Origin of the sequence: Streptomyces sp. NPDC058650 (genome assembly GCF_042717315.1) — a bacterium.
Classification (GTDB): domain Bacteria; phylum Actinomycetota; class Actinomycetes; order Streptomycetales; family Streptomycetaceae; genus Streptomyces.
Genome location: NZ_JBHXRL010000030.1, coordinates 15,752 through 39,480, shown reverse-complemented (window position 1 = coordinate 39,480; position 23,729 = coordinate 15,752). Strand labels below are relative to the sequence as shown.

Here is a 23,729-nt window from a genome sequence, read left to right as displayed (position 1 = left end):
GCCAGCCCCCACAGGGAGTTTCGCGGCATGGGCACACAACGCCCCGCCCTGGGCGGCCAGGTCATGCCGCCATCACCGCGGCCGGTGCGTTCACCGCGCGCCGCCGATGCGAGACACCGACCTGAGAGGGACGACGACCGAGTGGAGCCAGGATCATCCTGGCTCCACTCCAAGGTGCGGGCGTGTCACTGGAACTGTGCGAAGAACCTCCAGATCTCTCCCTTGGTCCAGGTCGCGACGCCGCTCTCGTTGGGGGAGCCGTCGACCGGACCGGGTATGTGGCCTCCGTCGAACGCGGCCCATTGGACCGGGTACCCGGCACGGCAGCCCGAGTAGGTGGTGGTGACGTGCGTCCGGCTGCCCGGCGCGGGCTCGCGCGGGCTCTGGGGAGCGCAGCCGTTGTTGCCGACGTATCTGTCGCGCAGGGACCGTCCTTGCGCGACGGTGAGGACTGAGTCGCTGATGCCGTGGATTCCGAAGTAGGCGATGGGCTGGGTGCCGCCGCTGCACCCGCTGATCTGGCCGCCGGAGATGACCGCGACGGCCCTGAAGACGTTCGCCCGGGAGCATGCGAGTGCGTGGCTCATACCGCCGCCCCAGCTGAATCCCGTGGCGAACCGCTGAGCCGTGTTGACGCAGAGGCCGCCCTCGATTCGCCGGATCATGTCGTCGACGAAGGTGACGTCCTCACCGCCCGAATTGGCCCAGCCGTTGCCGAGGCCCTGGGGGGCGACGAGGATCGCGCTGTCGTTCGACTGTTCCTGTTGGCCGTAGTACGACCAGGCGGTCCCGCTCGTTCCGCCCGAGGTGACATCGCCGGCGGTTCCGCCCCGCCAGTGGAACGCGAAGATCAGCCGGTAGGGGTGGCTGTTGTCGTAGTTGGCGGGAACCCTGAGGATGAAGCTGCGGCTCTTACCGCTGCTCTGCATCGTGTGCGTACCGCTCGCCAGAGTCGGGGCGCTGCCGCACGCACCGCCGCCACCGGACGACAGCTTGATCATCTGCCATTGCTGGTTGGCGCCGCCCCAGTCCGTGTACTGGACGACGTTGCCGCCGTCGGCGGTGGAGGCGCCCTGCACTTCCACGGTCTTGCCGCTGTTGCGGTTGATCAGCCGGACGTGGCCTGCGTCGGAGTCGGCCAGGCGGAACTGCTGGTTGGCCCCGTTGCCGTCGGCCCGCTGTGCGATCGCGGCACCGTCGGCGGTCGAGGCGCCGGCCACGTCCAGGACCTTGCCCGAATGCCGGGCCTTGAGCCGGTAGAAGCCGCCGCCGGAGTCCACGAACTGCCACTGCTGGTTGGCTCTGTCGTTGCGCGTCCACTGGCTGACCCGCGCGCCGTCGGCGGTGGACGCTCCATAGACGTCGAGCGCCTTGCCGCTGTTGCGATTGACCAGGACGTACCAGGCGTTGGTGTCCACCGTCGCCGCCTGGGCGGGCGTCGGCCTCACCGCGACGAGCATGCCGATCGCGAGGGTCGCCGCCACCACTGCGGCGATCCGGGACCACCAGCGATGTCCTTGCGGAGGGGCGGGGGAAGCCGCACCGTAGGTCTTCATCGATTCACCCTTTCGCTGGTGGCGGGTCAGGTGCGGGTCCAGCGTTGGTTGCCGCCGTTCGAGCAGGAGTAGAGCTGGATCAGGGTGCCGTTGGCGGTGCCGTTGGCGATGGCGTCAAGGCAGAGGCCGGACTGGACGCCGACGATGGATCCGTCGGAGTTGAGGCGCCACTTCTGGTTGTCGCCGCCCCAGCAGCTGTAGATCTGGACTTTGGTGCCGTTGCCCGTGCCGGCGGCGTCCAGGCACTTGTTGCCGTAGACCCTGAGCTCGCCTGCGGCGGTGTGGGTCCACTGCTGGTTGGTGCGGTTGTTGCAGTCCCACAGGCTGACCTGGGTGCCGTCGGTGGTACTGGCGCCGGGCACGTCGAGGCAACGGCCTGAACCGACGCCCTTGATCTGTCCAGAACCGGCCGAGGGGGTCGGAGTGGGTGTGGGGGTGGGGGAGGCGGCGTTGAGTGCGTTGAGGACGGAGGTGTAGGCGGGCTTCTTGCTGCCGTCGCCGTTGAACAGCAGCGGCGAGTGCTCCGGTCGCCAGGAGTCCGTGTCGCGCACACCCCAGACGGTGATGCCGAGGCAGCGCGGGACGGCCAGGCAGTCGTTGGTCACGTTGGCGTAGGTCGTGCCCGAGGCGCCCTGGATGTCGAGTTCGGTGACGGCCACATCGACGCCGAGGGCGGCGAAGCTCTGCAGGGTGGTGCGGAAGTTGCTGTTGTAGGGGCTGTCGCTGTTGAAGTGCGACTGGAAGCCGACGCAGTCGATCGGCACGCCGCGCTGCTTGAAGTCCTTGACCATGGCGTACATGGCCTGGGTCTTGGCCCAGGTCCAGTTCTCGACGTTGTAGTCGTTGTAGCAGAGCTTGGCGGCCGGGTCGGCGGCGCGCGCGGCACGGAAGGCGACCTCGATCCAGTCGTTGCCGGAGCGCTGCAGGTTGGAGTCGCGCCGGGCTCCCGATGTGCCGTCGGCGAAGGCCTCGTTCACGACGTCCCACTGGACGATCTTGCCCTTGTAGTGGCCCATCACGCCGTTGATGTGGTTGGTCATCGCCTGGCGCAGCGCGCTGCCGCTGAGGTTCTGCATCCAGCCGGGCTGCTGGGAGTGCCAGGCCAGGGTGTGGCCGCGCACCTGCTTGCCGTTCTGCACCGCCCAGTTGTAGACGCGGTCACCCGCGGTGAAGTTGAACTGGCCCTGCTGGGGTTCGGTGGCGTCGATCTTCATCTCGTTCTCGGCCGTCACCGAGTTGAACTCGCGGCCCGCGATCGTCGTGTACGCCGAGTCGTTGAGCCGGCCCGAGGCGATGGCGGTCCCGAAGTAGCGGCCGCTCTGCGCCGCCGCGCCGCCGAGTGTGCTCTCGGCGGCGTGTGAGGTCAGTGGCGCCACCAGTACGGCGGCCGAACCGAGGACGCCGACGACCAGGGCCGCGCACAGGCCGCCGATCTTCCGGCGGACGGTGGTTGGGGGAACGGCATTTAAGCGCATGACTGAGCCTCCAGGACAGAAATCACGGAAGGATTGGAGCGCGGCGGAATGAATCCGCGTCAGCGGCGCCCACGGCCATAGGCAAAGGACGCTCACCGCCAGGGCGTAACGATCCAAGGCCGGCACGCGGCACCGGGACGGACGGGCGACGCCGTCTTGGGACTCAGTGTGGAAACTCGACGGAAACATGTCAACAGTTTCGAAATGCTTTCGAGAATCTTTCCCTCAGGGGCGGCCGAGTAGCGGCTGAGGCTGCACAAGGAGTCACCGAAAGACTTTCGATGACGATCGCAGGAACCCGGGCCGGTCAGGGATGTCGGCGCCGATAGGTGGGCGCTGGATTTGAATGGCGGCTCCCGAGGAGAGATGCCGCCATAAACGAGTCTGTTATTCGGCTCGCATCTCTGGGACGCCGAATTCCGTCGCCCCAGAGCGGCCACCCCGGAGAAACTGCGAGCGTGACTTCACGTGCAATTGCCTTCGCCGTCCAGCCGGTGCGGGCCGCGTGACGGCTCGCATCCGTCGAGGTTGAGGTCGAGGTCGAGGTCGAGGTCGAGGTCGAGGTCGAGGTCGAGGTCGAGCTGAGACGGCCGGTCGAGCGCGGAGCCGAGACGCCGCCAGTTCACGAGATCGCGGCTGTGGAACACGGGAAGGCCCGAGAATCATTCGAAGCTGGACATCACCAGGTAGGAGTCCGTTCCCACTCGGCAGACGGACGTGACGGGTCGGAACCCGGGCAGCACGGGATCACCGAACAATGTGGTCATGGAAACGGGACGATCTCGACCGGCACGGACAGCACCCGGTCGGCCGCCGGGTGACGTACGGGGCCATGCAGAGTGAACGAGCCCTGAAGCGGAAGATCGCCGCTGGACCGTCCGACGGCCACGCCGATCTCCCCCGGCTCCACTCTTCTCCGCAGATCGACCCCGGTGAAAGAGGTCCGGTCGGCATGGACGGAGAAGGTGATCCGGGCCGCCGCGCCCGGCTCCAGCTCGACCCTGCCGAATCCGGCGAGCCACCGCTGCGGCCGGACGACGGACGCCTCAGGGTCCGAGAGGTACAGCTGGACGACCTCGGTCCCGGCCACCTCGCCGACGTTGCGTACGGTCAGCGCGACGGAGACTGCTCCGTCCGTCGGGGCGACGGGATCCACCGAGAGGTCCGAGCAGGTGAAGCTGGTCCAGCTCAGCCCGTGTCCGAAAGGGAACAGCGGGGTCGGGTCCACCGAGCTCCAGTCGGTGTGCCCGCCGAGCCTGGAGTGCAGGTAGGTGCCGGGCTGTCCGCCGACCTGGCGGGGGATGGAGACGGGCAGCCGCCCGGACGGTTCCGCGGCCCCGCTGATGATCCGCGCGAGTGCCGTCCCGCCCTCCTCGCCGGGGAAGAAGGCCTGCACCACGGCGGATGCGCGCTCGGCCAGCGTGCCGAGCGCGTACGGCCGTCCGGAGACGAGGACCAGGATGGTCGGCACCTCGGAGTCCAGGACGGCGGAGGCGAGTGCGGCCTGGTCGCCGGGCAGGTCGAGGGTCTCGGCGTCGCAACCCTCCCCGGAGGTGCCCCGGCCGAACATGCCGGCCCGGTCCCCGAGCACCAGCACGTTCACGTCCGGATCGTCCGCGGTGACCGTGAACCCGGCAGCGGTGAGCGCCTCGCCGAGCGTCGGGATCTCAAGCCCGAGGTCGCCGGGCAGCGCGACGTGATTGGGGAAGGAATAGCAGCCGAGGAAGGACTGCGGGTCGTCGGCGTACGGCCCGCTGATCGCGACCCGGCACGGCCGCAGCGGCAGGGTGCCGTCGTTGGCGAGCAGCACGGTGGACCGTTCGGCCAGCAGCCTGGCCAGGGCCCGGTTCTCCGGCGGGTCGAGGTCGACCGGCTCGGGCTTGACGGGTTCCCAGGAGGGGTCGAGCAGGCCGAGCTCGGCCTTCTGCAGCAGGACCCGTTCCGCGGCCCGGTCGATGAGCGCCTCGGGTACGCTTCCCGACCGCACGAGCTCGGTCAGCGGCTCGCCGTAGCAGCGGGCCGTGGGCAGCTCGACGTCGATTCCGGCGGTCAGCGCCAGCGCGCCGGCCGCGCCGCGCGATCCGGTGACGCCGTGCCGGGTCTCCAGGAAGGAGACGGAGTAGTAGTCGGCGACGACCACGCCGCTGAAACCGAGCTCACCTCTGAGCAGTTCGGTCAGCAGCCGTTCATCGGCGGCCACCGGGACACCGTCCACGTCGGTGTAGCTGTTCATCACCGACCGGGCGCCCCCCTCTCGCAGTGCCCGTACGAAGGGCTCCACCAGCACGTCGGCGAACTCGCGCGGCCCCGAGGCGACGGGGGCCATATTCCGGCCGCCGCGCGAGGCCGAGTACCCGGCGAAGTGCTTGAGCGTCGCCACGATCCCGGCGCTTTCCAAGCCCTGCACATAGGCGGTGCCGATCGCTCCGACGAGATAGGGGTCCTCGCCGATGCACTCCTCGGTCCTTCCCCACCGGTAGTCGCGGACCACGTCGAGGACCGGAGCCAGCCCTTGGTGGACACCGACCCGCCGCATCCCCGCGCCGATGGCGGCGGCCATCTGCCGCACGAGCCCGGGATCGAAGGACGCACCCCAGGCAAGCGGTCCGGGGAAGACCGTCGCCCCGAACGTCATGAACCCGGTCAGGCATTCCTCGTGAGCGACCGCCGGGATCCCGAACCGGCCGGATCCGGTCACCTGCCGCTGGAGCGAGGCGAGCCGCTCCATCCCGGCTTCCGCGGTGATCGGCGCGGTTCCGTACACCCGGGTGAGCTGGCCGAGCCCGTGGGCGACTATGTCGTCGAGGCCGGGCGCGGACTCGCCGGAATCGTCCTCCATCGGCGCGACGGGTGCTCCCGGATTCGAGGGCAACGCCCAGAAGCCGGCGAGTTGCCCCGCCTTCTCCTCCAGCGTCATCCGTCTCAACAGATCGGCGACGCGCACGGACGCGGGCAGGAGGGGGTCACGCCAGGGCTCGGTCAAGGTTTTCTCCTAGGGGCGAGGCGGGGCGGTGGAGAGCCGGACCTTGAGCTCGGTCGAGAGCTCCATCCGGGGGCTGACCAGGGGCTGGCCCTCCAGAAGCTGGAACAGTGTGCGGGCGGCGAGCCGGCCCATCTCCTCAAGCGGCTGACGCACCGTCGTCAGCGGAGGTGACAGCCATTCGCACATCGGCAGGTCGTCGAAGCCGACCACGCTGAGGTCCTGCGGGATGCTCAGCCCGCCCTGCCGGGCGGCTTCGTAGACGCCCATCGCCTGCTGGTCGCTACCGGCGAAGATGGCGGTCGGTGGCTCGGGGAGGGCGAGCAGCTCCTGGGCGCGCCGGAACCCGCCCTCGTGCTGGAAGTCGCCGAACCGGATCAGGTCGCGGTCCACCTCGATCCCGGCCCGCTCCAGCGCGGCCCGGTACCCGTCGATGCGGGCCTGGCTGCAGAGCATCTCCTTGCGTCCGCCGATCGCGGCGATCCGGCGGTGCCCCATCTCCAGCAGGTGTTCGGTGGCGGCGAGGCCGCCCGCCCAGTTGGTCGCGCCGATGCTCGGCACACCGTTGCCCGGCAGGTCGATCGGGTCGATGACGACCAGCGCCACCCCGGCCCGTTCGACCTGGGCGCGCTGGGCCTGGGTGACCGAGGCGGTGACGAGGATGACGCCGTCGCTGTGGTGCAGGACCGGCAGTGCGGCCCAGCTCGACGGCGTGGCCTCGCCCGGCGGGACGAGCGACACGACGGTGCCGACGCTCCGCTGGGCGCACTCGGCCTCGACGCCGCGCAGTATCTCCACCGCCCACGCGCTGTCCAGACCGCCGATGATCAAGTCGACCAGGCCCGACCTGCGGGCCCTGCCCTGCCGGCCGGGCTGGAGGTAGTTGTGGGATCGCAGCAGCGTCTCGATGCGTTCGCGTGTCGAGGGTGCGACATCGGAGCGGCCGTTGATCACCTTGGACACGGTGGCCTGGGAGACCCCTGCCTCCGCGGCGATGACGGCCAGGGTCGGACGCTGCTCGCTCAACTTCTCTCCTCTGTGCGGACGCCTGCGGATGCCTGGGGAGGCCTGCGGACGCCTGGGGCGGTGACAAGTACCGCAAACTTTTCGAAGAGTTTCCGGTCGGCGCGACCTGCTTGTCAAGCGCAAGAGCTGCTGCTTTTGAGTAAATCGGTGACAGGTCTTGACCGAGTGGCCCCGCTTTCCTAGTTTGTGGCAGCACAGAATTCGAGAGCATTACGCAACATTTTCGAGCCCGAATCGGCATTTCCCCACCCCGGAGGTCCCATGGCCAGCACCCCCCCGAGCCGCCGACGCTTCCTGGCGCTCTCGGGCCTGACCACACTGTCCGTTGCGCTGACCGCGGCCTGCGGCGGTGGCGGATCCGGCGACGGACCGGCGGCCGACGGCAGGGTGACCTTCGCGTGGTGGAACATCGCCACGACGGAACCGGGCAAGTCCCTCTTCCCCCAGATCGCCTCGGCGTTCACGGCCGCTCACCCGAACATCAGGATCGAGACGACCTCGTTGGAGAACGAGGCGTTCAAGTCCAAGCTGACCGCCACCACCTCGTCCGGCAAGCTCCCCGACGTCTTCCAGACCTGGGGCGGCGGCGTGCTGCAGCAGCAGGTCGACGCGGGGCTGGTCGAGGACCTCACCGACGCGTTCGGCTGGTCGTCCGATCTCACCCCCGTGTCGCTGCAGGCCTATCAGATCGGGGGTCGGACCTACGGGGTGCCCTACGACATCGGCATGGTCGGCTTTTGGTACAACAAGAAGCTCTTCGCCAAGGCCGGGATCACTGCGCCGCCGGCCACCTGGGCCGAGTTCCTCGAAGACGTCAAGAAACTCAAGGCGGCGGGCGTCACTCCGATCGCCCTCGCGGGCAAGGAGAAATGGCCAGGCCACTACTACTGGGCCTACCTCGCGATGCGCGTCGCGGGCCTCCCCGCGCTGCAGCAGGCCGCGACCACCAAGGACTTCACCGGCGCCGGCTTCGTTCAGGCCGGTGCCCACCTCAAGGAGCTGGTCGACCTCCAGCCGTTCCAGGCGGCCTTCCTCGGCGCCGGCTACGCCACCCCGGGCGGCCAGGCCGCGACCATGGGCAACGGCAAGGCCGCCATGGAGCTGATGGGGCAGTGGGCACCGTCGGTGCAGAAGGACGCGGGTGCCGACCTCGGAGCGGACCTGGGCTTCTTCCCCTTCCCAACGGTCGACGGCGGAGTCGGCCAGGCCACCGAGGTGTTCGGCGGCGGAGGCGGCTTCGCACTGCGCAAGGGCGCCCCGAAGGAGGCGCTGGACTTCCTGAAGTTCTTCGTTCTGGAGAACGAGTCCAAGCTGCTGGCCTCCAACGGCTACCTGCCGGTGGTCAAGGGCGCGGAACGCCAACTCACCGACGCCAACAAGAAGGTGGTGGCTGACAGCCTGATCAAGGCGACGGGCTTCCAGCTCTTCCTCGATCAGGCCTACCCGCCGGCGGTCGGCCAGGAGGTCAACGACAGCGTGGCCGACCTCATCGCGGGCAAGAAGACGCCCGAGCAGGTCACCCGGTCGATCACCGAGGCTGCGAAGGGTGCCTAGCTCCGTGGCCATCCCGACCAAGGACCCGACCGAGGCGCGGACGGAGGACGCCGCACCGGTGCACCCGCCCGCCCCGGCCCGGTCACTCCGGCGCGAGCTGGGAAGCTGGGCGTCGGTCGCCTGGTTCCTCGTCCCGGCTCTGGTCCTCTTCCTCGTCTTCGTCCTCGCCCCGATCGCCGTCGCCGTCCACACCAGCTTCTTCAAGTGGGGCGGGATCGGCCCCATGGACGACTTCGTCGGCTTCGAGAACTACGCCAGGCTGTTCGCCGATCAGGTCTTCCTCGGCGACATGGGGCGCGGGCTCTACCTGATCGTCCTGTCCATCACGGTGCAGTTGCCGTTCGCGCTGTTCACCGCGGTCCTGCTCAACCAGAAGCTGCGCGGCCGGGCCGTCTACCGGATGCTGTTCTTCGCGCCGTACATCCTGTCCGAGGTGGTCACGGCGGTCCTCTTCACCATGATCTTCCTTCCCGGCGAGGGCATGGCCGACCATCTCGCCGGGGCCCTCGGCCTGGAGGGGCTGCAGGGCAAGTGGCTCGCCGATCCCTCGACGGTCATGCCGACCCTGTTCGTGGTCATGACCTGGAAGTACTTCGGCTTCCACATGATGCTCTTCCTCGCCGGGCTGCAGAGCATCCCGCGCGAGATCCTCGACGCCGCCTCCATCGACGGCGCCGGCGCCTGGCAGCGCTTCCGGTACGTGACGCTGCCGCTGCTCGGCCCGACGGTCCGGATCAGTGTCTTCCTTTCGGTCATCGGAGCCATCCAGCTCTTCGACCTCGTCTGGGTCATGACCGCGGGCGGCCCCAACCACTCCTCCGAGACGATGGCCATCTCGATGTTCCAGTTCGGGTTCAAGCGCTACCAGGTCGGCTACGCCAGTGCGATCAGCGTGGTGCTCTTCATGATCAGTCTGGTCTTCTCCCTCTTCTACCAGCGGTACGTGCTCCGCCGTGACCTGAGCGGGGCCGTCACGACGGGAGGTGGCCGATGAACGCCCGCAAGGCGGCACGCGGCCTGTCGTTGCACGCCGTGGTCTGGTTGATCGGCGCGTTCGTCGTCGTGCCGCTGATCTACGCGGTGATCTCCGGGTTCAAGAGCACCGGCGAGCTGACGACCAATCCGTTCGGGCTGCCGGAGCACTGGAAGACCGGCAATTACACCGGCATTCTCGGCGACGGAATGTTCTGGCGGCAGATCGCCAACAGCGCCGGCATCGCGATCGGCACCACCTGCTGCACGGTGGCGGCCTCCGCCATGGCGGCGTACGTGCTGGCCCGCTACGCCTTCCGGGGCAGGGAGCTGTTCTACACGCTCTTCACGATCGGGCTGATGTTCCCGTTCGCGGTGGCCGTCCTGCCGCTCTTCCTGCTGCTGCGCAACTTCGACCTGCTCGACAACCCGCTCGGAGTGATCCTCCCGCAGGCAGCCTTCGGGCTTCCCATGACGATCATCATTCTGCGCGGCTTCTTCCGGACCATCCCGGCGGAGGTCGAGGAGGCGGCCATCATGGACGGCTGCGGCAAGTTCCGCTTCTTCTGGAAGATCCTGCTGCCGATGGCGCGTCCGGCGCTCGGCACGGTCTCGGTGCTGGCGATCGTCGCGAGCTGGAACAACTTCTTCCTGCCGCTGCTGGTGTTCAACGACCCGAAATGGCAGACGATCCCGGTCGGCGTCCAGCAGTTCCAGGGCCAGTACTCGACCGACTACGCGCTCGTCCTCGCCTACATCGTGCTCGCCATGGTCCCCGCCCTCGCCTTCTACGCCGTCGCCGAGCGCCAGCTGATCGGCGGCCTCACCGCGGGCGCCACCAAGGGCTGACCCGTCCCGTGTGACCTCCACCCCCGAGGAGACCTTGTGAAACGCCTGACCGCACTGACAGCCGTCCTGATGTTAGCGCTCACATCGCAGACCGCGGCCGACCCCGCGCGACCCGCCGCCGACCCCGCGCGACCCGCCGCCGACCCCGCCCGACCCGCCATCGACTTCCGCGCCGAACTCCAGCCCATCGACGGATTCGGCTTCTCGATGGCCTTCCAGCGGGCCGACCTGCTGCACGGCGCGCGCGGCCTCAGCCCGGCCAAGCGGCGCGAGGTGCTCGACCTGCTGCTCAGCAAGGACAAAGGCGCGGGCCTTTCGATCCTGCGCCTGGGCATCGGGTCGTCGACCGACAGGGTCTACGACCACATGCCGACGATCCTGCCGGCTGATCCCGGCGGGCCGGACGCCACCCCGAAGTACGTCTGGGACGGCTGGGACGGCGGCCAGGTCTGGCTCGCCAAGGAGGCCAAGGCCTACGGCGTCACACGGTTCTTCGCCGACGCCTGGAGCGCCCCGGCCTTCATGAAGACCAACGGAAGCGAGAACGACGGCGGCGAGCTCCTGCCCGAATGGCGTCAGGCCTACGCGAACTACCTCGTCCAGTACGCGAAGTTCTACCGGCAGGAAGGCATCGGGATCACCGACCTGGGGTTCACCAACGAACCCGACTGGACGGCGACGTACGCCTCGATGCGGTTCACCCCGCAGCAGGCCGTCGACTTCCTCAAGGTGCTCGGGCCGACCGTGCGCGCGTCCGGATTGAGGACCGGGGTGGTCTGCTGCGACGCGGCGGGCTGGGACCGGCAGGCCACCTACACCGAGGCCATCGAGGCGGACCCCGCGGCCGACAAGGCCGTGCGGACCATCACCGGCCACCGCTACAGCGGTCCGACCGACGTCCCGCAGCCGACCGACAAGCGCGTGTGGATGTCGGAATGGTCGCCGGACGGCACCACCTGGAACGAGAACTGGGACGACGGCAGCGGCTACGACGGTTTCACCGTCGCGGCCGACATCCAGAACACCCTGACCGTCGGCAACGCCAATGCCTACGTCTACTGGACCGGCGCGTCCCTCGGCGCGACCCGAGGTCTCATCCAGCTCGCCAACCCCGGTGACGACTACCGGGTGTCCAAGCGGTACTGGGCGCTGGCCGCCTTCAGCCGGTTCATCCGCCCCGGCGCCGTCCGCGTGCCGGCCACGAACGCCGACCCGGCACTGCAGATCACGGCTTTCCGCAACACCGACGGAAGCCGCGTGATCGAGATCCTCAACACCGCGACCACCGACAAGTCCGCCGAGTTCTCTCTTCGGGGCGGGCAGGACCGGCACCCCGACGGCTATGTCACCGACGAGACCCGCTCGATCACCCCGGCCGACATCGTCTCCACGCACGGCACGACCCTAACGGCGAAGCTCGCCCCGCGCGCGCTCACCACGATCGTCCTTGACTGAAACACCCACCCCACGAGGAGTCCGTCATGCCCAAGTCCCGGATTCATACCGCGTCCCGGATTCTCACCGCCCTGTCCGCAGCCGCCTGCCTCGCGGCCGGCCTCGCCGCCGCGCCCGCAGCCGCCGAGCCCCGTCCCAGGACGCTCGGCGAACTGGCCAAGAAGCACCACAAGTACTTCGGCTCCGCCACCGACAACCCCGAGTTCACCGACGCCGCCTATCTGAAGCTCCTCGGCAGCGAATTCGGGCAGACCACCCCCGGCAACGCCATGAAGTGGTACGCCACCGAGCCCGAGCGCGGCGTCTTCGACTTCACCGCCGCCGACGAGGTGGTGGCCTTCGCCAAGGCCCACCACCAGAAGGTCCGCGGCCACACCCTCGTCTGGCACAACCAGCTCCCCGCCTGGCTCACCGAGGGCACCTGGACCGCCGACGAGCTGCGCGCCATCCTCAAGAACCACATCCAGACGGTGGTCCGGCACTTCAAGGGCCAGGTGATCCACTGGGACGTCGTCAACGAGGCCTTCAACGAGGACGGCACGTACCGCGAGTCGCTCTTCTACAAGACGCTCGGCCCCGGCTACATCGCCGACGCCCTGCGCTGGGCTCACGAGGCCGACCGGCACGCCAAGCTGTACCTCAACGACTACAACGTCGACGGGATCGGCCCCAAGAGCGACGCCTACTACACCCTGATCAAGCAGCTGAAGGCCGACGGCGTCCCGGTGGAGGGCTTCGGCATCCAGGGCCATCTGGCGCTCCAGTACGGCTTCCCCGCCGATGTCCGGCAGAACATGCAGCGCTTCGCCGACCTCGGGGTCGAGGTCGCGATCACCGAGCTCGACATCCGGATGAACCTCCCCGCGACCCCGGAGCAGCTCGCCACCCAGGCCACCTGGTACGCCGACTACGTCAAGGCCTGCCTGGCGGTCAGGAAGTGCGTCGGCATCACCATCTGGGACTACACGGACAAGTACTCGTGGATCCCCTCAGTCTTCCCCGGTGAGGGCGCGGCGCTGCCCTACGACGAGAACCTGCTGCCCAAGCCCGCCTATCACTCCATCAGGAAGGTGCTGGGCGGATGATCAGGACGGCGATCGTCGGAACGGGCGGGATCGCGGGCATCTGCCATATACCCGCCCTCCGGGCGCAGGCGCATCGGGCCGTGATCGTGGCAGCCGTCGACGTGGACGCCGCGCGCGCCGAGGCGTTCGCGGCCGAACACGGCATTCCCGCGGTCTACACCGACCTCCCCACGATGCTCCAGGAGCAGAGTCCGGACCTCGTGCACCTGTGCACGCCTCCGTTCCTGCACGCCGACCAGGCCGTGGCCTGCCTGGAGTCGCAGGCGTGGGTGTGGTGCGAGAAGCCGGTGGCCCTGTCGCTGGCCGAGCTCGACCGGATCCGCGCCGCCGAGGGGCCCGCCGCCGCGGGCGCGGTGTTCCAGCACCGGTACGGCTCGGGGGCCCGGTACCTGCACGACCGGATCGCGGCCGGGACGCTGGGCCGTCCGCTGGTCGCGCAGTGCGTCACGGCGTGGTACCGCGACGACGCCTACTACGACGTGCCCTGGCGCGGCACCTGGGAGAGCGAGGGGGGTGGCCCGACGCTGGGCCACGGCATCCACCAGATGGACCTGATGCTCGCCGTACTCGGTGAATGGGCCGAGGTACGCGCGATGGCCGGCCGCCTCGAGCGCGACGTCCAGACCGAGGACGTGTCCGCGGCCCTGGTCCGGTTCGAGAACGGAGCCATCGCGACGGTCGTCAACAGCGTCCTCTCCCCACGCGAGGAGAGCTACCTGCGGTTCGATCTCATCGAGGCCACGGTCGAGCTGCGGCATCTGTACGGCTACTCCAACGCGGACTGGACGTTCACCACCAGGTCGCCCGGCGTGAAGTGGGAGCCGCCGGACGACGTGCCCAGCTCGCACACCGCCCAGCTCGCGGCCTTCCTGGACGGCTACGAGGCGGGGATCCGGCCCGACCTCGGACGGCCCACCATGGAACTGGTCACCGCCCTGTACAAGGCCGCGATCACCGGCCTGCCGGTCCGGCGCGGAGAGATCGACGCCGCCGACCCGTTCTACGGCTCGCTCAACGGAGGGCACCCGGGGGTGTTCCGATGACGTTCGAACTCCTCGAGAACGAGGACTCGCTGATCGTCCGGGCTCGCGACGTCGACCTCTTCCACTACGTGCACCGGCCGGTGACGGACCCCTTCGAGGCGCCGAAGCCCTACCTGCATCCGGTGCGCACGCTCGCCGGCGACGTGGTCACCGGGTATCGGCCGCACGACCACCGCTGGCACAAGGGCATCCAGATCACGGCGTCGTGGGTGTCGGGGCAGAACTTCTGGGGCGGCGGCACCTACGTGCGCGGCCAGGGCTACGTGGACCTGCCGAACCTCGGCACGATGCGCAGCATCACCGTGTCCGCCGAAACGGGCCACGGCCGCGCCGTGATCACCGAGGACCTGGCCTGGCACACGATGGCGGGGGAGCGCTGGATCGACGAGCGCCGCACGCTGACCGCACACGGCGTCGGGGCCGACTCCTGGACCCTGGACGTCACCACCTCGCTGACCAACGTCCGCGACACCGACCTGATGTTCGGCAGCCCCGGCACACAGGGCAGAGAGCTCGCCGGATACTCCGGCCTGTTCTGGCGCGGCCCGCGCGACTTCACCGGCGGCGACGTGATCGGCCCCGCGATGGGCGAGCGGGGCGACTGGCTGGCCTTCATCGGCACGCACGACGAGGTCGACCGCTCCTCCACACTCCTGTTCCTGGACGATCCCGACGCCCCCTGCCAATGGTTCGTCCGCAGTGAGCCCATCCCCGCAGTCAACCCGTCCCTGGCCTTCGACAAAGAACTGCCGCTGGCTCCGGGCGACACCCTGTCGCGCCGGTACCGGATCGTCGTGGCCGACGGAGCATGGACCTCCGGGCGCCTGTCCCGCCATGTCGCGGAACACTCGTGGTGACCCCGCTCCCCGGCGGCGTGGGGATCTCCGGGTTGACCGTGTACGACTGGGAGGCCGCCGACGGGCTGTGCGGCGGCACGCCCCACATGCACCTCGTCTGTTCCGAGGCCTACGTCGTCATCGGCGGCGCGGGCAGCGTCCAGACCCTCACCACCTCCGGGTTCGCCGACACCCCGCTGCTTCCCGGCGATGTCGTCTGGTTCACCCCCGGCACGATCCACCGCCTCGTGAACGCCGGCGGCCTGCGCCTCGTGGTGCTCATGCAGAACAGCGGACTCCCCGAGGCGGGCGACGCCGTCTTCACCTTCCCTGCTCCTGTGCTGGCCAATCCCCACGCCTACCGGAAGGCGGCCGCCCTGACCGGCGACCATTCCGCGGCAGCGCGCCGCCGCCGCGACCTGGCACTCGAGGGATTCCTGGCCTTGCGCGAAGGCGGGCTGCGGGAGTTCCACATCGCGGCCCACCGCCTGAAAAGTGAGCTGTTGGACGCCTGGCGGATCCGCTGGCGTGACGGCCCCCTGGCCGCGGCCGTCACGACCGGCCGTCAGCTGGAACGGCTGAAGGCCGGAGACCTCTCCCACCTCGACCACGGCGAAGTGTCACGACTGGAGTGCCCGGAGCACCAACGCTTCGGCATGTGCGGCCGCCTGCACACCTATCCCGTCCCCGACCCCCCGACGCGGCCGGTCTGCGGTTCGTCGGGGTCACCTCACCCCCGTCCCCCAAAGGAGCTCTTCTGATGTGGTCTCGCCATCCGTCCCCGTTCCACCTGAGAGGCCTGCTCGCCGTCCTTGTGCCCTTGCTGTTCCTGGCTGCCTACCTCGGCGCCCAGCCCGCCGGCGCCGCGCCGATCATCGACACCAACGCCTCGTACGTGCTGGTCAACCGCAACAGCGGCAAGGCCCTGGACGTCTACAACCTGGCGACCAATGACGGTGCCCGCATCACCCAGTGGTCCAGGAACGACCAGAACCAGCAGCAGTGGCAGTTCGTCGACTCCGGCGGCGGCCACTACCGCATCAAGTCCCGCCACTCCGGCAAGGTGCTGGACGTCCACAACGGGTCCACCGCCAACGGCGGCGCGATAGTCCAGTGGGCCGACCTGAACGGCACCAACCAGCAGTGGCGGCTGGCCGACAGCCCGGACGGCCACGTGAGGCTCATCGCGCGCCACAGCGGCAAGGCGCTCGAAGTGCAAGGCGGCTCCACCGCCGACAACGCGAACGTCGTCCAGTACGACGACTGGGGCGGCACCAACCAGCAGTGGCAGCTCGTCAAGGTCGGCGCCGGCACCCCCGGCCAGTGCGCCCTTCCGTCGTCGTACCGCTGGACGTCGACGGGCGCGCTGGCGCAGCCCAAGTCGGGCTGGGCCTCGCTCAAGGACTTCACCGTCGCCCCCTACAACGGCAAGCACCTCGTCTATGCGACGACGCACGGCGCCGCGGGAACGGGAGCGGGCTGGGGTTCGATGAACTTCGGCCTGTTCGGCAACTGGTCGGAGATGGCCTCGGCCGGCCAGAACACCATGTCGAACTCCGTCGTCGCGCCCACGCTCTTCTACTTCGCGCCGAAGAACATCTGGGTGCTCGCCTACCAGTGGGGAGGTGGGAGCGCCTTCTCCTACCGGACGTCGAACGACCCCACCAACCCCAATGGCTGGTCATCACAGCAGGTGCTCTTCTCCGGAAGCATCACCGGCTCCACGACAGGACCCATCGACCAGACGCTCATCGCTGACGGCACGAACATGTACCTGTTCTTCGCCGGTGACAACGGCAAGATCTACCGGGCCAGCATGCCGATCGGGAACTTCCCGGGCAGTTTCGGCTCGACCTACACAACGATCATGAGCGACACGACGAACAACCTGTTCGAAGCCCCGCAGGTCTACAAGCTCCAGGGCCAGGACCGCTACCTCATGATCGTCGAGGCGATCGGCTCGCAGGGCCGGTACTTCCGCTCGTTCACGGCCACCAGTCTGAACGGCTCGTGGACGCCCCAGGCCGCGACCGAGAGCAACCCCTTCGCCGGCAAGGCCAACAGCGGCGCCACCTGGACCAACGACATCAGCCACGGCGAACTGATCCGCACCAGCGCCGATCAGACCTTCACCGTCGATCCCTGCAACCTCCAGTTCCTCTATCAGGGACGCGACCCCAACTCCGGCGGCGAATACGGCCAGTGGCCCTACCGGCCTGGACTGCTGACACTGCAGCGCTGACGACGTGACCCGGATCCGGCTCCGGAAGGGAGCCGGCGTGGGGGGGGGGGGGGGGGCCCGGCCCCCCCCCCCCCCCCCCCCCGCCCGCCCCCCCCCCCCCCCCCCCCCCCCCCCCCCCGCGGTCCCGTCACCCCCCCGCCCCGCCCCGCCGCCCCCCCGACCGCCCCGCGGGCGGGGGGGGGGGGGGGGGCGCCCCCCCCCCCCCCCCCGCCACGGTCACGCGAAGCGGCCGACGCGCATGCGGCGACGCAGCGCATGACGGACTACGAGAACCGAAAGGGGCCGGCCTTCGAGCAGGCCCGACAGCGGTCGGGTTCAGGCGGGCCGGGTTTCAGGCGGGCCGGGTTTCAGTCGGGCTGGGCGGGGGCTCGTAGTTCGACCTCGTACCCGCCCTGTGGGGTGGGTTCGGCGGTGAAGGTGCCGTGGAGCAGTTCGGCGCGTTCTCGCAGGCCGATCAGGCCCTGGCGGGAACTGGGCAGGGCGACGGCCGGGCGGGTGGGTGCTGTGTTGGTCACGGTGACGCCGAAGTGGTGTGCGTCGTGCCACAGGCGTACCTCGGCGCGGGCCCCGGGGGCGTGTTTGCGCACGTTGGTGAGGGCTTCTTGGACCGTGCGGTAGACCGTGCGTTGCGCGGTCGTGCTGATGTCGGGCGGGAGTTCGCCGGTCAGGGTCGTCTCGATGCCGCTGTTGGCGATCAATTGCTGGAGATCGGCGAGGGTGGGCTGGGGGGCGAGTTCGGTCTCCTTGCCGCCGGAGGCACGGAGCAGGGTCACCATGTGGCGGAGTTCGTCGAGGGTGTCCACGCTCAGGGAGCGGATGGTGCGGGCGGCCTCGCGGGCATCGGGATCCTTGGCGGCGACCTGGAGCGCTCCGGCCTGCACGGCGATGAGGCTGACCTGGTGGGAGACGACGTCGTGCATCTCGCGGGCCAGCTGAGCCCGTTCGCGGGCGAGCACGGTCTGGGCGTACAGGGCGCGTTCGTGTTCGCGGGCCTCTTCCACCTCGGCGAGCTGGCGCGCCACGTCGTGCCTGGCCTGCACGAGCTGGCCGACCAGGACAGGGGCGAAGGCCGTGGCCAGCGTGTAGACGAACTGGATGAGCGTCCAGGTCCGGTCGCCGGTGAAGGTGTCGGACAGGGGCCAGACGAGGGTGTCTGTGGCCGCGCCCAGCAGGGCGCAGCCGACCAGCAGCCGACGGTTGCGGGTGGACGCGGCCAGTGTGTACAGGGCGGCGACCGGCGCGACCGCCACGTCCATGAAGAGAGTCATGGGCAGCGTCAGCAGGAAGACGGTCAGCGGGAAGCGTCTGCGCAGGAACAGCCCCGCGCAGCCGATGGCGGCGCAGGCCCACATGAGGGGGGTTGCCTCGCCGAAGAGGTTGATCCAGGCGTCGAGCGCGGCGAGCGCGACGAGGCCCGCGTCGACCGCCCAGGTCGGCACCCGCCTCCACAGCGCCCGGCCCGTGCTCATCGCCCGTCGTCCCGTGCCGCGTCGTCGCCGTTCTTGCTGAGCAGTCCGGCCCGCTCCGCGAGCAGTGCCGCCTGGACACGGCTGGAGACCCGCAGCTTGGTCAGGATCGAGCTGACGTGGTCCTTGACGGTGCCCGCGCTCAGATGGATGCGGGTGCCGATGTCGGCGTTGGACAGTCCTTCCGCAATCAGGACGAGGACGTCGCGTTCCCGGTCGCTGAGCAGGCCCACGCGCGCCACGTCCGCGTCCTGGGGTGCTCCCACCCCCGGATGACTGCGCAGCAGGGCACGTGAGGCTTTCGGGGACATCACCACCCCGCCCGCGGCCAAGGTACGCACCAGCTGGGCGAGTTGCTCGGGCTCGGTGTCCTTGAGGAGGAAGCCGGCGGCCCCCGAGCGCAGCGCGGTCAGGATGTACTCGTCGGTGTCGAACGTGGTCAGCATGGCCACGTGCGGTGGTTCGGGCAGTGTCTGGATCTGCCGCAGGACGGTCAGGCCGTCCACGTCCGGCATGCGGATGTCGAGGAGCACGACGTCCGGCATCTCGCGTCGGATCACGTCGGCCGCCTGCGCCCCTTCCGCGGTCGCCACGACCTGGATGCCGTCGGACGCGTTCAGGATCATCTGGAAGCCGGATCGCACCAGCGCCTCGTCGTCCACCACCACTACCCGGATCACCGGCGTTCCGCCTCACACTCGTCTGCCCTGTCTTGGTTCTCGGCGACCCCTACGCAGCGCAGGGCAATCTGGCTCTCGTACGGTGATCGCTCGCTGTCGAGCGTACGTCCGCCACGGCGCGCCACGGCGCGACCGCGAGGGGACGCCCGCCACCCGGCAGGCCGGTTCCAGCCGTTCGGGGGGAGCGCTCCGGCCCTTCGGCGGGCAGGTGGACGAGCCTCGGCGGATGGAGTCTGTGGCCCTTCTCCGGTGGGATCGATTGGTGGCCCGCCCGAACGGCGGGCCACAACCGATATCCGTACCATTCGAGGACCACCTGCTCATGCCCCGCTCGTCTCTGCGCCTGCGCCTGCACCAGTCCGCTCTCGTTACGCGTCGCTGGGCGGCGCGGCCCCATGTGCTGTTCGGTGGTGTGTACGGGGCCGTGCTGGCCAGCTCCATGGTGGCCGCCCTGACCGAACAGGGTTCGACCGCGCCCGCCGACGCGCTCAGCAGCGCGAAGTGGCTTGTGGTCACGGCCGTCGCCTCCGCCCTGGCGCACGGTTACGCGCATCTGATAGCCCGGCGCGGCGACCAGACAGTCCGCGGTGTGCGCGCCGCGGCGCGCCTGTTGCTGTCCGAGTGGCCGTTGGTCCTGGCGACGACGCCGACGCTGTTCCTGCTGCTCGGCGCGGCATGGGGCTGGTGGCCCTCGCGGGCCATCGAGGGCGTGGCCTTGGCCGTGAACGTGGGGCTGCTTTTCGCCTGGGGGCTGCTTGCCGCCCGCGCCGGAGGCCGCACCTGGGGCTCTTCATTGAAGATCGGCACGGCGGACGCGCTGCTCGGCCTGGCTGTCGTGGTGGCCAACGCCGTTATCAAGTAGGGACGTTGGTTGGCCGGGCGGGTGCGGGCGGCTTTGCTCCGGTGCTGCGAGTGACGTGTTCCGAGGCGGCGGCCGCGGTCCGGCCCCGCCGGTCGGCGGGGACGGCCCGGCCGACCGGCGGGGCGGCTACCGAGGGCTGCCGGATGGTCCGTCTCCTGGCGTCACCACGAGGTTGTCCGCATGACACATACGCAGCCGCCGCACGAGACATCAGCTCCGCAGGAGCACTCGCCTCCGCGGCCCCGCACCTCGCCCGAGCCCGCCGTGCCCGCCTCGGCCGCTCCGTCGCTGGGACGCCTGGTCGGTTTGGACGTGGCCCGCGCGCTGGCGGTGTTCGGCATGTACATCGTCCACATCGGCCCCCCGCTCTCGGCCACGGACGGCGTCGCCAGCTGGGTCCGGTACCTGGCCGACGGCCACTCGTCGGTCCTGTTCGCCACCCTCGCCGGGTTGTCGCTGATGCTGATCGCCGGCCGCCGGGAGCCGAAGACCGGCCTGGCCGGCCGCCAGGCGAAAGCGCGGATCGCCATCCGCGCCGTGGTCCTGCTGGCGCTGGGCACCGCGCTGGCGATGGAGTACGGGGGTGTGATCATCCTCGCCTTCTACGGCGTCTACTTCCTCCTCGCCCTGCCCTTGGTGCGACTGCGCGCCGGGACGCTCGCGGTGATCGCGGCCGGGCTCGCACTGGTCACCCCGCAGCTGGCGTTCGTCCTGAACTCGCTGCTGAGCGAGTCCGTCCAGCAGAGCGTCAACGCCTACGACCCGCTCAAGGCGCTCGGCGACGTGGGCGTGCTCGATCTGCTGCTCACCGGCTTCTATCCGGCGATCACGTGGATGCCGTTCGTGGTCGCGGGGATGGCGCTGGCCCGCCTCGACCTGTCCGCCCCCGCCGTCCAGCGGCGCCTGGCCGCGCTCGGCGCCGCCCTCACCGTGGCCGCGTACGGCATGTCCCTGCTGCTGGCGGGCAAGGACGCGCTGCGGAGCATGGCGGAGGGCGGGAAGTCGTCCGCCGGTTCCGAGGCGGCGTCCTCCGGCAGCGGATCCTTCGAGGCTCAGCGGTCGGCCTCGGATCTGCTGTCCGCCGGGCCGCACAGCGGCACCACGTTCGACATCATCGGCAGCGTGGGCGTCGCGATCCTCGTGATCGTGTGCGCGACGGTGCTGATGGACCGTCTGCCGTTCCTGCGCCGCCTGGCGAAACCGATCATCGCCGTGGGCGCCATGTCCCTGACGGCCTACGTCGGCCACTTCGTCGTGCAGTCCGTGGTGGGCCTACCGACCGGCGAAAGCAGCCAGGTCTCCTGGGTGCCCGTGCTCACGTTCGTCCTCGGGGCGATCGGGTTCGCCGCGGTCTGGTCCCGCTTCTTCCGCCGCGGACCGCTGGAGTCTCTGCTCAACGCCGCCACCAAGCCGGCGAAGTACGTCCGATGAGGCCGGGCCGGGGCGGTCGGCCTACGTATCCCGCCCCGGCTTCGACAGCTTTCGTGGCCCGCGAGGGGATCAGCCCTTGCGGGCTTCGGCCGTGCGCCCGGCGGTCCCGTACCAGGCCCTCTTGGCGCGGACCGGCCGCTCGGGGGCGAGTGCTGGAAGCAGGACCCGCACGCGGCACCTCTTCGGCTTTGCGTGCACGCCACCACTCGGTCCTGAGGCTGATCACGGCGCGGCGTACCTACGCGTCGGCTCGCTCCTTGTCGCCGATACCCGGCCCTTGGCCATGTGTACGGGCATGGGGACTCCGACTCCATCGTGTCGGTGGACGATGGTGTCGCCGCGCTCCGGTTCGGCCCGTCTCACGCGCCGGGGCGCTCCGCCGGGGCCAGGAGCTGGGTCGCGGCGAGCCGTGCGTACAACTCGTCCTTGGCCACCAGCTCCTCGTGAGTGCCGACCGCGAGGACCCTCCCCGCGTCCATGACGACGATGCGGTCGGCGTCCGTCACCGTCGACAGACGGTGCGCCACTACCAGCACGGTGGTCGTACGTGCCGCTTCGGCGATGGCGTCCCGCAGCGCCAGCTCGTTGACGGCGTCGAGCTGCGAGGTCGCCTCGTCCAGGAGCAGCAGCCGGGGTTTGCGCAGCAGGGCCCGGGCGATCGCGACGCGCTGGCGCTCACCGCCGGACAGTCTTGAGCCGCGGTGCCCGACCAGGGTGTCCAGGCCGTGCGGGAGACGGTCGACGAGGGTGTCGAGCCTGGTCCGGGCGAGGACGGCGTGGATGTCGTCGTCCGTCGCGCCGGGCGCGGCGAAGACCAGGTTCTCCCGCAGAGTGCCGGCCAGCACCGGCGCGTCCTGCTCGACGTACCCCATGGTGGACCGCAGCTCGGGCAGCGGCCACTGCCGTACGTCCTTGCCGTCGAGGAGGATCCGGCCGCCGGACGCCTCGTGGAACCGCTCAAGGAGCGTGAAGAGCGTCGACTTGCCCGCTCCCGAGGGGCCGACGAAAGCCGTCATCCCGGCGCCCGGTACCTCGAAGTCCACCTGCTGGTGGATGTACGGCAGCCCGGGTCCGTACCGGAAGGACACGTCCTCGAAGCGGACCGACGCCGGGTCCTGCACGACGGCCCGATCTCGATTCCCCGTCGGCTGGTGCGGGGCCGACGGCTCTGTCGACAGGCGGTCGACCTCGGTGATCCGGGAGATCGCGGCCGCGCCCTCCTGGTAGCTGGAGACGGCCTCGATCAGCTTGTACACCGGCTCCATCAGGTAGAACAGGTACAGCAGGAAGGCGATGAGCGTGGAGACGGGGATGTCCCCGGACGCCACCCGCGCCCCGCCGACTGCGAGCACCGCGAGGAACGCCAGCTGGATGGCGAGGTTGTCCGCCGTTCCCAGCAGGGCCTCCCACTTCGCGCCGCGCACGCCGTGGCGCCACGCGCGCCGGGCCGACGCCTCGACGCGAGCGGTCTCCCGCTCCTCGGCGCCGGACGCCTTCACCGTGCGGAACGCGCCGAAGACCCTCTCCAGGCCGGTGGACATCTCCCCGACGGCCTCCTGCGAGCGCTCGGCCGCCTGCCCGATCTTCGGCATCACCAGGGCGCTGCCCGCGCCGACGACCGCGACCACGACGAGTGTGACGCCGAGCAGGGCGGCGTCCAGGAACGCCATCACCACGACCGCCGCGATCAGCGTGACCGTCCCGGTCGCGGCGTTGACCACCGCCTGGGTGCTGACGGCCCGCAGCAACGTGGTGTCGGAGGTCACCCGTGACATCAGATCGCCCGGCTGCATCCGGTCCACCTCCGCGAGCCGCAGCCGCAGCAGCCGACCGATGAGGCTGCGGCGAGCGGCCAGGACCACCGACTCCGCCGTCCGCTCCAGCACATAGGCACCGAATGCCTCGGCCACCGTGCTCAGCAGCACCAGCACCGTCAGGGCCACCAGGATGGTGGCGATCGTGCCACCGGACGAGAGCCGGTCGACCAGCGCCTTCGTGGCCAGCGGCTGGAGGAGCCCGCCGGCCGCCCCTACCAGCGCCAGCAGCAGGCCGAGTGCGACGGCCCATCGATGCGGGCGGACATACCCGTACAGCGCCTTGAGCGTCTCGCGGGCGCGGGGGGAGTCGGCACCCGTCGCCTCGGGGGCGGATGCGGTGTTCACAGGATTCCTTTCCTACGTGGTCTGCCGCTGTGGCAGGGCGCGCACCGCCTCGGCG

The 23,729-nt window shown here is 69.9% G+C and carries 18 protein-coding genes and 2 pseudogenes; 11 read left to right on the top strand and 9 right to left on the bottom strand.

The window, feature by feature from the left end; genetic code table 11:
• Positions 1-185: 185 nt before the first annotated feature.
• The 5 genes and pseudogenes from ACFWWU_RS34765 to ACFWWU_RS34745 form a co-directional block, all read right to left on the bottom strand.
• Positions 186-1,487 carry an RICIN domain-containing protein gene (locus tag ACFWWU_RS34765; RefSeq protein ID WP_384152409.1) on the bottom strand — a complete coding sequence of 434 codons (1,302 nt, stop codon included), beginning with the start codon at positions 1,485-1,487 and terminating at the stop codon, positions 186-188.
• Positions 1,488-1,582: 95 nt separating this feature from the next.
• Entirely contained in the window at positions 1,583-3,031 is a 1,449-nt protein-coding gene (locus ACFWWU_RS34760; RefSeq protein WP_384152311.1) for an endo-1,4-beta-xylanase, read from the bottom strand.
• Between the two features lie 563 nt (positions 3,032-3,594).
• Positions 3,595-3,798 (bottom strand): annotated as a pseudogene (locus ACFWWU_RS34755) (family 43 glycosylhydrolase); the annotation flags it as partial.
• Positions 3,795-6,014: a glycoside hydrolase family 3 N-terminal domain-containing protein gene (locus ACFWWU_RS34750; protein WP_384152308.1), complete on the bottom strand. Its 2,220-nt coding sequence runs from the start codon at positions 6,012-6,014 to the stop codon at positions 3,795-3,797. The pseudogene ACFWWU_RS34755 and the gene ACFWWU_RS34750, both read right to left, overlap by 4 nt.
• Before the next feature lie 9 nt (positions 6,015-6,023).
• Positions 6,024-7,037, bottom strand: a complete 1,014-nt coding sequence (locus ACFWWU_RS34745; RefSeq protein ID WP_384152305.1) for a LacI family DNA-binding transcriptional regulator — start codon at positions 7,035-7,037, stop codon at positions 6,024-6,026.
• 261 nt (positions 7,038-7,298) lie between these two features.
• Between ACFWWU_RS34745 and ACFWWU_RS34740 the strand changes: the two genes are divergently transcribed.
• From ACFWWU_RS34740 to ACFWWU_RS34700, 9 genes are all read left to right on the top strand, one after another.
• Positions 7,299-8,591, top strand: coding sequence for an extracellular solute-binding protein (locus ACFWWU_RS34740; protein WP_384152302.1), 1,293 nt, complete (start codon positions 7,299-7,301; stop codon positions 8,589-8,591).
• Positions 8,592-8,688: 97 nt separating this feature from the next.
• The gene (locus tag ACFWWU_RS34735; RefSeq protein ID WP_384152406.1) at positions 8,689-9,585 is read left to right on the top strand and encodes a carbohydrate ABC transporter permease; all 897 of its coding nucleotides are present in this window, start codon (positions 8,689-8,691) and stop codon (positions 9,583-9,585) included.
• The gene (locus ACFWWU_RS34730) at positions 9,582-10,412 is read left to right on the top strand and encodes a carbohydrate ABC transporter permease (protein WP_384152299.1); all 831 of its coding nucleotides are present in this window, start codon (positions 9,582-9,584) and stop codon (positions 10,410-10,412) included. The genes ACFWWU_RS34735 and ACFWWU_RS34730 overlap by 4 nt, the downstream gene beginning before the upstream one ends.
• A 69-nt stretch (positions 10,413-10,481) precedes the next feature.
• A complete protein-coding gene (locus tag ACFWWU_RS34725) occupies positions 10,482-11,867 on the top strand; it encodes a glycoside hydrolase (RefSeq protein ID WP_384152296.1) in 1,386 nt (461 codons plus the stop codon).
• Between the two features lie 26 nt (positions 11,868-11,893).
• Entirely contained in the window at positions 11,894-12,952 is a 1,059-nt protein-coding gene (locus ACFWWU_RS34720; RefSeq protein ID WP_384152293.1) for an endo-1,4-beta-xylanase, read from the top strand.
• Positions 12,949-13,995, top strand: coding sequence for a Gfo/Idh/MocA family protein (locus ACFWWU_RS34715; RefSeq protein WP_384152290.1), 1,047 nt, complete (start codon positions 12,949-12,951; stop codon positions 13,993-13,995). Before ACFWWU_RS34720 ends, ACFWWU_RS34715 begins: the two co-directional genes overlap by 4 nt.
• Entirely contained in the window at positions 13,992-14,852 is an 861-nt protein-coding gene (locus ACFWWU_RS34710) for a PmoA family protein (protein WP_384152287.1), read from the top strand. The genes ACFWWU_RS34715 and ACFWWU_RS34710 overlap by 4 nt, the downstream gene beginning before the upstream one ends.
• Positions 14,849-15,592 (top strand): cupin domain-containing protein, encoded by a 744-nt coding sequence (locus ACFWWU_RS34705; protein ID WP_384152403.1) that lies wholly within the window; start codon positions 14,849-14,851, stop codon positions 15,590-15,592. The genes ACFWWU_RS34710 and ACFWWU_RS34705 overlap by 4 nt, the downstream gene beginning before the upstream one ends.
• Entirely contained in the window at positions 15,592-17,073 is a 1,482-nt protein-coding gene (locus ACFWWU_RS34700; RefSeq protein WP_384152285.1) for a non-reducing end alpha-L-arabinofuranosidase family hydrolase, read from the top strand. Before ACFWWU_RS34705 ends, ACFWWU_RS34700 begins: the two co-directional genes overlap by 1 nt.
• Positions 17,074-17,420: 347 nt before the next feature.
• On the opposite strand, the gene ACFWWU_RS34695 is transcribed toward ACFWWU_RS34700, so the two are convergent.
• Both ACFWWU_RS34695 and ACFWWU_RS34690 read right to left on the bottom strand, forming a co-directional pair.
• Positions 17,421-18,542 (bottom strand): sensor histidine kinase, encoded by a 1,122-nt coding sequence (locus tag ACFWWU_RS34695; protein ID WP_384152282.1) that lies wholly within the window; start codon positions 18,540-18,542, stop codon positions 17,421-17,423.
• On the bottom strand, positions 18,539-19,165 hold the full coding sequence (locus ACFWWU_RS34690) for a response regulator (protein WP_384152400.1): 627 nt from the start codon (positions 19,163-19,165) through the stop codon (positions 18,539-18,541). Before ACFWWU_RS34690 ends, ACFWWU_RS34695 begins: the two co-directional genes overlap by 4 nt.
• Before the next feature lie 376 nt (positions 19,166-19,541).
• Between ACFWWU_RS34690 and ACFWWU_RS34685 the strand changes: the two genes are divergently transcribed.
• Together ACFWWU_RS34685 and ACFWWU_RS34680 are read left to right on the top strand one after the other, a co-directional pair.
• Positions 19,542-20,081 (top strand): hypothetical protein, encoded by a 540-nt coding sequence (locus ACFWWU_RS34685; RefSeq protein ID WP_384152279.1) that lies wholly within the window; start codon positions 19,542-19,544, stop codon positions 20,079-20,081.
• 180 nt (positions 20,082-20,261) lie between these two features.
• Positions 20,262-21,512, top strand: coding sequence for a DUF418 domain-containing protein (locus ACFWWU_RS34680; protein ID WP_384152276.1), 1,251 nt, complete (start codon positions 20,262-20,264; stop codon positions 21,510-21,512).
• Between the two features lie 172 nt (positions 21,513-21,684).
• On the opposite strand, the pseudogene ACFWWU_RS34675 reads toward ACFWWU_RS34680, so the two are convergent.
• Positions 21,685-21,807 (bottom strand): annotated as a pseudogene (locus tag ACFWWU_RS34675) (SigE family RNA polymerase sigma factor); the annotation flags it as partial.
• A gap of 64 nt (positions 21,808-21,871) precedes the next feature.
• The gene (locus tag ACFWWU_RS34670; RefSeq protein WP_384152273.1) at positions 21,872-23,674 is read right to left on the bottom strand and encodes an ABC transporter ATP-binding protein; all 1,803 of its coding nucleotides are present in this window, start codon (positions 23,672-23,674) and stop codon (positions 21,872-21,874) included.
• Between the last annotated feature and the right edge of the window lie 55 nt (positions 23,675-23,729).